The sequence below is a fragment of the Amycolatopsis sp. NPDC047767 genome (assembly GCF_040704195.1).
Taxonomy (GTDB): domain Bacteria; phylum Actinomycetota; class Actinomycetes; order Mycobacteriales; family Pseudonocardiaceae; genus Amycolatopsis.
Genome location: NZ_JBEYSJ010000004.1, coordinates 22,017 through 34,860 on the forward strand (window position 1 = coordinate 22,017; position 12,844 = coordinate 34,860).

Genomic DNA, 12,844 nt, shown 5'->3' on the forward strand with positions numbered 1-12,844 from the left:
ATGAGCCGTCACGAGGACCACGACTCGATCAAGAACACCGTCTACGACCTGGTCGTCAAGTCCGCCCGCGTCGCATCCGGCGAGGCCCCGATCGACATCGGGATCTCCCGGGGAGTCGTGCGTCGCCTGGCACCCGGTCTCGCGGGCCGAGCAGCACTGAACGCCGGCGGCAACCTGGTGACCCCTGGTTTCGTCGACAGTCACCTGCACCTCGACAAGTCCCGGCTGATGGCTCGCTACCGCCACTTCGACGGCACGCTCGCCTCGGCCATCACCGAGACGGCAGAACTGAAGAAGGGCTTCACCGAAGACGACGTCCACCAGCGGGCCGCGCAGACGCTTCGCGACTGCGTCCTCCACGGCACCACCCGCGTCCGCACTCAGGTCGAGGTCGACGACGTCGTCGCGTTGACGTCCTTCCGTGCCATCAACGCAGTCGCCGAAGAATGGCGCGACTACGTCGACGTCGAGGTCTGTGTTTTCGCTCAAGAGGGCCTCACCCGGTCGGAGGAGACCAAGGCGCTCATCGAGGCCGCTCTGGAACAGGGGGCCCCCGTCCTCGGTGGCGCGCCGTACGCCGACGTGGACCCGCTCGGCCAGCTCGACTGGATCTTCGAGCGGGCGCGGCACTTCGGCGTCCCCATCGACCTCCATCTCGACCTCGCCGAGACCGCCGACGGCATGCTCCTCGAGGAGGTCTGCCGACGCACCGTCCAGCACGGGATGCAGGGCAGGGTGACGGTGGGGCATGTCACCCAGCTCAGTTTCGTGACGCCGCAACGCTTCGCCGAACTGACGGCGCTGGCCGTCGACGCCGACCTCGCCTTCACCGTGCTGCCGGCCACCGACCTGTTCCTCATGGGCAGGGCACTCGGTCACGCCAAGCCCCGCGGAGTGCTCGACGTGAAATCCCTCATCGGCAACGGCTTGCGATGCTCGGTGGCCACCAACAACGTCCTGAACGCCTTCACTCCCTACGGGGATGGGTCGCTGATCCGGATGGCCAACCTCTACGCCAACATCACCCACCTGGCAGGGGAGGGCCTCGAACAGGCCTTCTCACTGGTGACCGGTGGCGCGGCCCGGGTGGTCGACCCCGGCAGCGCGGCAAGCCTGGTCGAAGGAGCGCCGGCAGACCTGATCTGTCTGCCGGCCGACAGCGCGGCCAATGCGGTCGCCACCATCGCCGAGCCCTTGTGGGGCCTCAAGCGCGGGCGGCTCACCTTCACCAGACTCCGCCCCGTACTCCAGACCCCACCCAACTTCGACACGTCCCGGCGGGACATCGGGAGGCCGGATCCGGTGCGAGCCGCTCCCGGCTGAGCGCAGGGCTCGTCACCGCACTGACACCCAGGTCATCGGCTGAGCTCCGAGACGGGATCGAACAGCAAGAGAGGCAACGTTGATATCCAGCATCCCCAATCCTCCCCAGGACGGTCTGGTGCAGGCGTTCTGGAGTTACGAACACGCACTCATGGACAACGATCTGGCCGGCTTGGCTCGGCTCTTCGCTCCGGGCAGCGCAACGCTTCGAGGCGATGCGGCAGGATTGCTGGTCGGTCACCACGAGATCAGCTCGTTCCGAGCCGCGCGTGGCGGTGCCGCACGCCGCTCCATCGTCGGGATCCACGTACGGCCGATCGACGAAAGCCATGCGATGGTCGTGGCCGTCACCGAGTTCGAAGCCGGGGGACGGGGCCAGCAGACTCAATTGTGGCAACGCATCGACGGAGCGTGGCGGGTGACCGTCGCCCACGTCCATCAGCCGGCGCCGGCCCTTGACACGAGGATCTGGCGCATCGTCGGCAATCCGTTGGTCGCTCGCGCGGACGGAAGCGAAGACGGGCCGCTCGCCGGCGAGTCGGTGGCGATCAAGGACATCTTCGAAGTCCGCGGTTTCCCCGTCGGGGCGGGCAACCCCACCAGGCTCGCCCAGGCCTCGCCGGCGCGGGTCAACGCTCCGGCCGTGCAGCGGCTCCTCGACGCCGGCGCCTCTCTCAAGGGGATCGCCCAGACCGACGAGTTCGCGTACTCCATCGCGGGCGACAACCACCACTACGGCACCCCGCCCAACCCCCGGGCGCCGCGTCGACACCCGGGAGGCTCGACGAGCGGGCCTGCGAGTGCGGTCAGCCTGGGACACGCGACCGTGGGTCTCGGGTCGGACACCGCCGGCTCCATCCGGGTGCCGGCCTCCTACCAAGGGCTCTACGGCCTTCGCACGACGCACGGCGCCGTCCCGGTCGAGGGCATGATGCCGCTGGCACCCGCCTTCGACACCGTCGGGTGGCTGGCCCGCGACGCCGAGACCCTGGCCCGCGTCGGCGGCGTGCTGCTGCCACCACGCCAGACCAGGAGTCAGACGCGGGAGCAGGCGACGGGAGAGACGGCCTACGTCGCCGCCACCGCGCTCATCGATCAGGCGGAGCCCAGCGTCGCCGCCGCGGTCCTGGCGGTCCTGCCGAGCCGCGCTCGGATGGACGACGAATGGCGGCCACCACTCGACGTCTGGAGCGAGGCCTTCCGCACTCTCCAGGCGTTCCAGGCATGGCAGTCGCACGGCGACTGGATCCAGGGGCGAGAAGAGCATCTCGGCGCCGACGTACGCGACCGGTTCGCCTACGCGAGCACCGTCACTTCCGAGGAAGCCCTCGCGGCGGCCGAGGTGGTCTCCTCGGCGCGGACCGAGATCCGAGAGACCCTCGCCGGCCGGGTGCTGATTCTGCCGACGACCCCCACCGTGGCTCCGCTCAGGCATGCCGAGATCCAGTCTGTGCGGCAAGCAACGCTCCGGCTCACCTGCCTCGCGTCGATAGCGGGCGCGCCCGCTTTGAGCATTCCTCTGAGAACCAGCGAGGGGTTGCCGTGCGGCCTGTGTCTGGTCGCTTCTCCCGGCCGCGACCACGATCTCTTGCGCCTGGCCCAATCGGTCGACTTCGCCACCGCTGCCGTCGGAGCGACGTCGGGTCAGTCGCGGGAAGGTGCCGGGCGGTGACGGGGGAGCCGATGCCGGCGCTGCAGCCCGGCACGGGCCCGATCCGGGCGGAGGCATACCTGCCGAGCACGCTCGACCACGTCCTGTGGGGCCGGCTGCCGTGCGCCACCGACAGCCCTGTGCTCACGGTCGACAGTGGCTCCAGCGTCACGTTCGACACGATCAGCCACGAGGGCATCCTCGAGGACCAGGGGCGCGACCCGAAGGCGTTCTTCAGTGCGTACGGCGTCGCCGAGGTGCTCGAAGACGCGATTTCGCTCGCGGCCAGTGGCCCCGCGGGAGAGCCCGACCACACGTTCGGCGTCGACGGGCCGCACGTGGTGTCGCGGCCGGTTGCTGTCAGCGGCGCGCTGCCCGGCGACCTGCTGGCGATCACGGTCGAGGACACCCTGCCCCGCGTGCCCTACGGCGTGGTCAGCAACCGCCACGCGAAGGGCGCGCTCCCCGGCACCTACCCGCTCGGCGACCAGCAGGTGCACAGCGTCTTCACCCCCGTCGTCGACGGGAAAGGGGTCATCGGGCCGGCCCGCTTCGACCTCGCCCCCTTCCTCGGGATCATGGGCGTCGCAGTGGCCGGCAACCAACGACCCCACAGCGTCCCCCCGGGGTCACACGGCGGCAACCTCGACATCCGGATGCTCACCACCGGCGCCACCCTCTACCTCCCGGTGCAGGTCGACGAGGCCCTCGCCTACGTGGGCGACCCCCACTTCGCCCAGGGCGACGGCGAGGTCAGCCTCACCGCGCTCGAGGCCAGCCTGCGCGCCACCGTGCGTTTCGACGTGATCCCCCGCGAGAGCGCCGTACGGGACTTCGGCGACCTCGTGGCCCCGATCGCGGAGACAGCGGAGTTCCTCATCCCCACCGGCCTGGACGAGGACCTCGACGTCGCGATGCAGAACGCCGTCCGGGCCGCGATCGCCCTGCTCGGCATTCGCTACGGCATGGACGCACCGAACGCGTACGCCTACCTGTCGGCCGCCACCGATTTCCGCATCTCCCAGGTCGTCGACGTCGTCAAGGGCGTTCACGCCACCATCCGGAAGGCGGACTTCCTCGGCGGGTGAGGGGCCATCGCGGTGGAGTACAGGTGTCGTGGCCGTCAGCACAATCCGGCTTCGGGGTGCTTCCCCAACGCAAGCCGCCCCGCGAGGACCGCATCCCCAGCGCGCGCGTCCGAAATGGACGGACACCAGGCTGCCGCAACGGGACGTGACCCCGCCCACTTCACCCCGGGACTTTTCCGCCCCCTCCCACCGTTACACCCGCTGCGGAAGCCGGACGAACCCGGTGACCGCCACGAGCAGGAAGGGGTGAGAACCGATGGCGAAGAGCGTTTTGCGCCCGGTGATCAAGCTGCGTTCCACCGCCGGCACGGGGTACACGTATGTGGTGACCAAGAACCGCCGCAACGACCCGGATCGGATGGTGCTGCGCAAGTACGACCCGGTCGTCCGCGAGCACGTGGACTTCCGCGAAGAGCGCTGACACCGAGCAGGACCGAGGGCTGAGGGTGGTCGTCACGACCACCCTCAGCCCTTTTTCGCTGTCAGCGCCGGAAGAACGGTCAGCCGCAGTGCCCGAGCGGGGCGTCGAACTTCGCGGTGCCGACCGAGCCGCCCCAGGTCACGCACTTGCCGGCGGCCGAGGCCGTGACCGGGCCGGCGAACCAGGAGAACGAGCCGGAGTCCGTCTGCTTCGTGCTGCCCTGCACCTGCAGGTACGCGGTGGTCTGCGACGGCGTGCCCGCGGCGGCGTTCTTCATCGTGCTCACGCAGTTCTTGCCGGTGGCCGCGTTGTAGGACAGGTACACCGTGCCCGCGGTGCCGAGCGAGCCCTGGTCGATCACGCCGTAACCCGAGCCGCACGCCGGGGCGCCCAGGTTCGCGTCGGTGAACTTCGCCCAGCGGATCGCCGCGCTGGAGTTGCCCTGCGGGCCGCCCTCGAAGAGCACGCCGGCCGAGCCGGTGCCGAGCGAGACGAGGTCGGAGTACGCCGCGTCCTGGCTCCACACCAGGAACCCGTCGGTGTCACCCTGCCAGCTGCCGCCCTCGTCGAACGAGGAACGGATGCGCAGCGCGTGCCGGTGGTCGCACACCGAGGGGCCCGCGAAGATCAGCCGCGTGTAGGCGCCGCCCGTGTCCGTCGCGCTCATCGCGAGCGTGGAGCCCTGCACGTCGGGCGTCTTCGCCAGGCCCGGCTCGGTCACGAACTTCTGGCTGAACGTCTGGCCGCCGTCGGAGCTGATCGCGTACGCGCGTTCGACGGTGGAGCACATCGTGCCCGCGTTGTTGCGCGCCGAGGCGTAGATCTTGCCGTCGGGCAGCTCGGTGAGGCTGATCTCCTGCGGGTTGAGGGTGCTGTTGTTCGTGCTCGCGTCGTGGGCGCCGAGGTGCCACGTCGAACCGCGGTCGTCGCTGTAGACGATGGCGCCGGTGTCGGGCGCGGAGCCGTTGACCTGGTAGCTCATGCCGGCGACCAGGCGGCCCTTGTGCGCACCGCGGGTGAGCACCGAAGCGTGCGACGGCCCGGTCGCCAGCCAGCCCGGCGGCGCCGTGAAGCCGAGCTGCGTGGTCAGGACCTGGGGCGCGGCCCACGTGGAGCCGTTGTCCTTGCTGATGCTCACGCGCGGTGTCCGGCCGCACGAGGCGTGCGGGGCGATGCACTGCATCACCGAGAGCAGCACGACGCGGCCGTCGGGCTCGTCCGCGGTCGGCGGCACGACGACGGGTGTCGGATTGCCCTTCGTGTCGCCGAAGCCCTGGATCACGATCTGCAGCGGCCCCCACGTGGAGCTGCCCTTGGCCTGGCGCTTCATGACCAGGTCGATGTCACCCGCGTCGGCGCAGCTGTTCTTGCGCCCCTCGGCGAACGCAAGCAGGTCGCCGTTGTTGGCCTTGACGATGGCGGGGATGCGGAAGCACGAGTAACCGCCGGTGCCGGCCTGGTACACCACCGTGCTGGCCGCGTCGGCCGATGCCGCGGGGGGCGTGCCCGGCACCACGGCCGCCGCGGCGAACGCCGTCGCCCCGGCCAACGCCGTGAGCAGTCCTCGTGCGACACGTCTCAGATTCACTGTCGGTCTCCGTCCTGGGGGCCGTCCCCGCGATCGCGGGGCGGCTGCCGAAAGTGCTCCCAGGCTCCGGCGCGGTCGTACACACGGCGTACAACCGCACGCACAATCGCTTTTGTACCAAGGAGAACTGTTTGCCCGGCGGTGACCTGGCCGTGATCGTCCCACGTCCTACCTGCGGGACCGGTGTCCTGTCCGCAGGGCGCTCTCGCGGACCCGTGCTGTAGCGGGCGCTACGCTCAAGAGGAGACGTGCCCGCAACCGGTGAACGAGGGAGGAACCGGTGAGCGAACCCGGTGCCCCCGTCGGTGTCCGGTTCGAGCTGCTGGGACCGCTGCGCGCCTGGCGCGGTGGCCACGAGCTCGCCATCGGCTCGCCGGCGCAGAACCTGCTGCTGGCGGTGCTGCTCGCGCGCGCCGGCCAGCCGACCGGGGTCGACGAGCTCGTGGGCCTGCTGTGGGACGACCAGCCGCCGGCCAGCGCCGTGAACGTGATCCAGCGCTACGTCGGCGCGCTCCGCCGGCTCGTCGAGCCCGACCTGCCCGCGCGTTCGCCCGGCCACTGGCTCGTGCGCCACCCCGGTGGTTACGGACTGCAGGTCGACGCCGCGTCCTCCGACCTCGTCGAGTTCCGCACCCGCGTGCAGCGGGCGCGCCGCGCGGAGCACGCCGACGACGCGCTCGCCGAGTTCAACGCCGCTCTCGCGCTGTGGCGCGGCCCGTGCGCGGCGGGGCTGATGATGCCCGGGCGTGCCCACGCGCTGCTGGCCGGCATCGACCAGGAGGGCCTGGCCACGGTCGTCGAGGCCGCCGACGTCGCGCACGCGGCCGGGCGCCCGTTGCAGCCGCTGCTGCTGCACCTGGAGCGGGCCGTGAAAGCCGATCCCTTCAACGAGACCGTGCACGCGCGGCTCATGCTCGCGCTCGACTCGGTCGGCCGCCGGGCCGCCGCGCTCGAGGTGTACCGCGAGATCCGCAAGCGGCTGGTCGACGAGCTCGGCGTCGAGCCCGGCGTGGAACTCACCCGCATGCAGCACGACGTGCTGGCACAGCAGGCCGAAGACGTGCCCGAGATCCGCGCGCCACAGGCCCGGCCCGTGGTGCGCCCCGCGCAGCTGCCGCCGGACCTGCCGACGTTCACCGGCCGCCGCGACCAGCTGACCCGGCTCGCCGGGTTGTTCGACGGCGCCGCCGAGCGCCGGCGCGTCACCGTCGCGGTGATCGACGGCCTGGCCGGCACCGGCAAGACCTCGCTGGCCATCCACCTCGCGCACCAGGTCGCGCACCGCTTCCCCGACGGGCAGCTGTATGTCAACATGCGCGGCTTCGACCCCACGGGCGCCACCGTGGACCCGGCCGACGCGCTGCGCGGGTTCCTCGACGTGCTCGGCATCGAGGCCACTCAGGCGCCCTCCGGTCTCGACGCGCGCAGCGGCCTCTACCGCAGCCTGCTCGCCGGGCGGCACATGCTCGTGGTGCTCGACAACGTCCGCGACTCCGAACAGGTCCGCCCGCTGCTGCCCGGCAGCGCGGGCTCGGCCGTCATCGTGACCAGCCGCAACCGCCTCAGCGCCCTGGTCGCCACCGAGGACGCCGACCTGCTGACTCTCGACACGCTCTCGTCGTCGGAAGCGCGCGAGACGCTCGTGCGCCGGCTCGGCGAGGAGAAGGTGTCGGCCGAACCCGAAGCGGTGGAGGAGATCATCGAGCTGTGCGGGCGGCTGCCGCTCGCGCTGGCGATCGTCGCCGCGCGCGCCCGGACGCACCCGCAGTTCTCGCTCGCCGACATCACCGCGAAGCTGCGCGCCACGCAGGGGACGCTGGAGGCGTTCCGCGGTGACAGCGCGGGCGACGTGCGCACGGTGTTCTCCTGGTCCTACCGCGTGCTCGAACCCGGTGCGGCGCGGCTGTTCCGGCTGCTGTCACTACACCGCGGCGCCGACTTCTCGACCGCCGCGGCCGCGAGCCTCGCCGGCGTGCCGCTGCCGCAGGCGCAGGACCTGCTCGACGAGCTCACGCGCATCCGCTACCTCAGCGAGCACCGCCCGGGCCGCTACCTCGCCCACGACCTCGTGCGCTCGTACGCGATGGAGCTGCGCGAGCAGACCGACCCGGCCGACGAGCAGGCCGACGCCCTCGCGCGGCTGGTGAACCACTACCTGTGCAGCACCCACGGCGCGTACCTCGCGCTGAACCCGCACCAGCTCCCGATCGACCCGCCGGTGCTCGAACCGGGCGTGACCGCCGACCTCGCGCGCGGCTACGGCGAGGCGATGGAGTGGTTCGAGGCCGAGTTGCCCGCGTTGACGCTGCTGATCCGGCAGATCGCCGGGGTGCCGCGGCTGGCCGGGAACGTGTGGAAGCTGGTGCTGAGCCTGCAGCCGTACTACCAGCGCAGCGCGCTCTACCACGACTGGCTCATGCAGGCGGAGCTCGCGTTGCGCGTCGCGGCCGGCACCGGCGACCTGGTGGCGCAGGCCAACGTGCACCGCAGCCTCGCGGGCGCCTACCACTTCGTCGAGCGCTACGACGAAGCGCTCGAGCACCTCAACCGCACCGCTGAACTGTTCGGGCAGCTCGGTCTGGCGGCGGATCAGGCGTACGTGCACAGCAACTTCGGCACGGTGTTCGCCAAGCTGGGCCGGTTCAACGCGGCTCTGGAGCACCACGAGCGCGCGTTCGAACTCTACCGGGCCAGCGGCAACGTCAAGGGCGAGGCGATCGGGCTCGAGGGCATCGGCCGCTGTCTCAGCGAGATGGGCGGCAACGCCGAGGCCGTGCCGCTGATCCTGCGCGCGATGAAGCTGTACGAGGACATCGGCGACCGCAACGGCGAGGGCAACTGCTGGAGCACCCTGGCCACCGCGTACGGCTCGCTCGGGCACCTCGACCAGGCGATCGACGCGTGGCGCCGCGCCGTGACCTACTACCGCGAGCTCGGGAACCGCTCCGACGAGTCCGACTCCCTCGTGGCGCTCGGCGACGCGCTCAGCGCGGCGGGCGACCCGGAAGGCGCGGAGAAGGCGTGGCGCGAGGCGCTCCACGTGCTCGACACGTTCGGCATGCCCGCGGCGGACGAGGTGCGCCTGCGCCTCGGAGAACCGGATCCCCGGGTGGCGTCGCCCGGTTCGTGACCGGTCAGATCAGGCCTTCGCGGATCGCGTACGCCACGGCGTGAGCCCGGTTGCGCAGCTCGAGCCGGACGGTCATCTTGCTGATGATGTTCTTCACCGTGCGCTCGCTGTAACCCAGTTGGTGGGCCACCTCGCCGGCCGACAGCCCGTCGGCCAGGAACCGCAGGATGTCGGTCTCGCGCCGGTCGAGGCGGTTCTGCCGGGCCGCGGCGTGCGTCAGCCGGCGCACCTGCGTGCTCAGCCGCTCGACCGGGTCCGCCGGGTGCGCGCCGGCCGCGTCGATCACGGCCTGCGTGACGGCCTCGCTGCGGCTGGTCGTCTTGTCCAGGATCGTGACCACGCGGTGCTGGGCGAGCTCGGTGATCGGCAGGTCGTCGAGCCGGCCGATGACCAGCACGGACGGGATGTCGAGCGTCGCGGCGACGCGTTCGAGGATGTCGCGGGTGCGCGGGGTGAACCGGTCGGTGACCACGAGCGAGACCTCGGCGCCCATGGGGCGCGTGCGGTCGACCACGGCCACTTCGGGCTTGCCGTCGAAGTAGCTTTCGAGGCACGCGCGCGTGAGCGCGTCCGAGACCGACAGCAGGGTACGCACGGTTCCGGTCCGCAGGGTCTGGTTCATGCTGCCAGCATGCGCGAATGGACTGATCAACTACTCCGGGCGCGTTCAGTCGTCGTTCAGTGGCCGCGCAGCGCACCCCGCGGTGGTGGCCGTTCGGTCACGCGTGCGGGAAAGTCCTCGACTCCCCGGCGGTGATCGAGTTTGATGCGGGCAGGGGGCAGGTGGGTTCTCGAGGGAACCCCGGACGACGAGCTGGTGCGAACAAGATGGACGACGTTTTGGCCGAGGTGGCCGAACTGGGGCTGACCGCGAAGCTGACTCCCGTGGCGGGTGGGATCGCCGCCGTGTGGCGCTGCGATCTGCTGCGCGACGGCGTGGCGCTCTCGGCCGGGCCGGGTTACGGCGCGGGCGAAACCGCGGAACGCGACGCCGTGCTCGATGCGCTGACCCGCCGCTTCGGCGGCGCCGCCTGGCTGCGCCCGGCCGACGTGCGCGCGGTGCCGGCGCCGGAGCTGGCGACGGGCCCGCTGGCCGCGGACGACACCGTGTGCGCGCTGGCCCGCTACACCGACCTGCCCGTCGGCACGCTCGCGTACCGGCGGCTGCAGCCCACCGGCCTCGGTGCGGTGGCGGCCGTGCCGGCCGTGCTCGCGATCACCGACTACGGCCGCGCCGGGCACCTGCTGCTGCGCCACTCCGTGGGCGACGTCGTGGACTACGACGCCCTCGGCACCCGCCCGGCCGCGGCCTCGTGGGGCGCCGCGACGACCAGCGCCGAGGCGACCGTGCGCGCGCTGATCGGCCTGCTCGACCACAACGCCCACGAGTCGATGCTCGCCGGCGCCCGCCCGGCGCTGCTCGACCCGGCCGGCCTGCCCGCGGACCTGGCCGCCCTGCTCGCCTCCGCGTCGCTCGCCGCGGGCGGGCCCGTGCGCGTCGCCGACCTCACGCCCCAGCTCGGCGTGCCCGCCTACCTGGCCGGCGACCGTGCCGCCTGGGGCGCCGGGGTGTCGTTCAGCCGGCGCTGCGCCCTGACCGACGCGCTGACCGGCCTGCTGCGCCGCCGCGCCGCCACCCCCGCCGCCCGCTGCCCGGCCCTGGCCGAGGCCGCGGAGTTCGTGCCGTTCCGCGAGAACAACCTCTCCGGCACCGCGCCGGCGCTGCTGGCCGAGCTCCTGGACAGCCTCGCCGCGCGCGACCTGACGGCCTATCTCCGCGAGCACCACACCGGCCGGGTGTCGGTGGTTCACGTGTTCGTGCCGGGGCTGAGGTGCCGGGAGGGACTCACTTCGGTGTGATCCGGGGCAACCCACTGAACCGCTCGGCGTTTCCGTCCGTGTAAGGAAGAGGAGCACCGGCCGCCGTGCCGGTTTCGGGCGGAAAGGAACCCCGTGTCACTCTTCACGCGCACCGACGACCGCGAGCTGTCCGGAGTGGAGGAACCGGACCCCGCGCCGCCGGAGCGGAGCCGGACGCGGCGCGTGACGGCGGTGGTGCTGACGGTGCTGGCGTGCCTGCTCGTGCTGTTCGCGTTGGTGGCGCCCAACAACCTGGGGGAGCTCTCGCCCGCGGCGTTCGTCCGGATTCCCGTGGAGGCGCTGGTCGTCGCGGCGCTCGCGCTCGTGCTGCCGCCGCGGTGGCGGCGCGTGCTGGCCGGCGTGGTCGGCGCGGTGCTCGGCGTGCTGACGGTGCTGAAACTCGTGGACATGGGGTTCAACGAGGTGCTCTCGCGCCCGTTCGACCCGATCTTCGACTGGAGCTTCGTGAGCGCGGGGCTCGACTTCCTGCGCGGTGAGGTCGGCGGCGCCGGGGCGATCGCCGCCGCGGTGGGCGTGGTGCTGCTGATCCTGGCGGTGGTCGTGTTCACGACGCTCGCCACGATGCGGCTGACGCGCCTGGCCGCCGGGCGGCGCACGGCGTCGACGCGCGTGGTGGCGGTGCTCGGGGTCGTGTGGATCGTCGCGGCGGTGTTCGGGGTGCAGCTCGCGCCCGGCCAGCCCATCGCGTCGCGCAGCGCGGCCGCGCTCGCCTTCGACGACATCCGGCAGGTCGGGACCGACCTGCACGACAAGCAGGATTTCGCCGCGCAGATGGCCGACGACCCCTTCGCCAACACCCCCGGCGACCAGCTGTTGCAGGGGCTGAAGGGCAAGGACGTGCTGCTGACCTTTGTGGAGAGTTACGGCCGCTTCGCGATCGAGGGCTCCGACATCGCGCCGGCCATCGACGCCCAGCTCGACCAGGAGACGAAGAGCCTGCAGGCGGCCGGGTTCGCGGCGAAGAGCGGGTTCCTGGACTCCTCGACCTTCGGCGGCGGCAGCTGGCTCGCGCACTCGACCGTCCAATCGGGAACGTGGGTGGACAACCAGCAGCGCTACAACGACCTCCTGGCGAGCAACCGGCTTTCGCTCACGCGCGCGTTCGGCAAGGCGGGCTGGACGACGGTGCAGGACGTGCCGGCCCACACGATGCCGTGGCCGGAGGGCAAGTACTACGGGTTCCAGCACTACTACGACTTCCACAACGTCGGGTACCAGGGCCCGGGTTACGCGTACGCCACGATGCCCGATCAGTACACGCTTTCCTTCCTGCAGCGCACCGAACTCGCCGCGCAGAACCGCAAACCCGTGATGGCCGAGGTGGACTTCGTGTCCAGCCACGCGCCGTGGTCGCCGCGTCCGTCGCTTGTGGACTGGAACAAGGTCGGCAACGGCTCGATCTTCGACCCGCAGCCGGCGATGGGGGAGGACCCGGAGCAGGTGTGGAAGGACCCGAACGCCATCCGCGCCGCGTACGGCAAGGCGATCCAGTACACCCTCGCGACGCTGACGTCCTACCTGCAGACCTACGGCAACGACAACACGGTGCTGGTGTTCCTGGGCGACCACCAGCCGCCCGTGGTGACGCCGGCCGGCGTGACGCACCAGGTGCCGATCACGATCGTGGCGAAGGACCCGGCGGTGCTGAACCGGGTGTCGTCGTGGAACTGGACCGACGGCATGCGCCCGGCGGCCAACGCGCCCGTGTGGCGCATGGACACCTTCCGGGACCGGTTCCTGACCGCGTTCGCCAAGTAGATCG

The 12,844-nt window shown here is 71.5% G+C and carries 9 protein-coding genes; 7 read left to right on the plus strand and 2 right to left on the minus strand.

Annotation, left to right across the window (positions count from 1 at the left end; all coding sequences use genetic code 11):
- From AB0878_RS08885 to rpmG, 4 genes are all read left to right on the plus strand, one after another.
- Nucleotides 1-1,323, plus strand: a complete 1,323-nt coding sequence (locus tag AB0878_RS08885) for an amidohydrolase family protein (RefSeq protein ID WP_366577971.1) — start codon at nt 1-3, stop codon at nt 1,321-1,323.
- 118 nt (nt 1,324-1,441) lie between these two features.
- A complete protein-coding gene (locus AB0878_RS08890; RefSeq protein WP_366577973.1) occupies nt 1,442-2,995 on the plus strand; it encodes an amidase in 1,554 nt (517 codons plus the stop codon).
- The gene (locus AB0878_RS08895) at nt 2,992-4,062 is read left to right on the plus strand and encodes an acetamidase/formamidase family protein (protein ID WP_366577974.1); all 1,071 of its coding nucleotides are present in this window, start codon (nt 2,992-2,994) and stop codon (nt 4,060-4,062) included. The genes AB0878_RS08890 and AB0878_RS08895 overlap by 4 nt, the downstream gene beginning before the upstream one ends.
- 256 nt (nt 4,063-4,318) lie before the next feature.
- Entirely contained in the window at nt 4,319-4,483 is a 165-nt protein-coding gene (gene rpmG, locus AB0878_RS08900; protein ID WP_220239238.1) for a 50S ribosomal protein L33, read from the plus strand.
- A gap of 79 nt (nt 4,484-4,562) precedes the next feature.
- Here the strand turns inward: rpmG and AB0878_RS08905 are convergent, their stop codons facing one another.
- Nucleotides 4,563-6,071, minus strand: coding sequence for a sialidase family protein (locus AB0878_RS08905; RefSeq protein WP_366577975.1), 1,509 nt, complete (start codon nt 6,069-6,071; stop codon nt 4,563-4,565).
- A 280-nt stretch (nt 6,072-6,351) separates the two neighbouring features.
- Here AB0878_RS08905 and AB0878_RS08910 point away from each other — a divergent pair, with 280 nt between their 5' ends.
- A complete protein-coding gene (locus AB0878_RS08910; protein WP_366577977.1) occupies nt 6,352-9,201 on the plus strand; it encodes a tetratricopeptide repeat protein in 2,850 nt (949 codons plus the stop codon).
- A 4-nt stretch (nt 9,202-9,205) separates the two neighbouring features.
- Here AB0878_RS08910 and AB0878_RS08915 read toward each other — a convergent pair whose 3' ends face one another.
- Nucleotides 9,206-9,823, minus strand: coding sequence for a LuxR C-terminal-related transcriptional regulator (locus AB0878_RS08915; protein ID WP_366577979.1), 618 nt, complete (start codon nt 9,821-9,823; stop codon nt 9,206-9,208).
- 206 nt (nt 9,824-10,029) lie between these two features.
- Here AB0878_RS08915 and AB0878_RS08920 point away from each other — a divergent pair, with 206 nt between their 5' ends.
- Nucleotides 10,030-11,061 carry a hypothetical protein gene (locus AB0878_RS08920; protein ID WP_366577981.1) on the plus strand — a complete coding sequence of 344 codons (1,032 nt, stop codon included), beginning with the start codon at nt 10,030-10,032 and terminating at the stop codon, nt 11,059-11,061.
- A 93-nt stretch (nt 11,062-11,154) separates the two neighbouring features.
- Entirely contained in the window at nt 11,155-12,840 is a 1,686-nt protein-coding gene (locus AB0878_RS08925; protein WP_366577983.1) for a sulfatase-like hydrolase/transferase, read from the plus strand.
- The last annotated feature ends 4 nt before the right edge of the window (nt 12,841-12,844 follow it).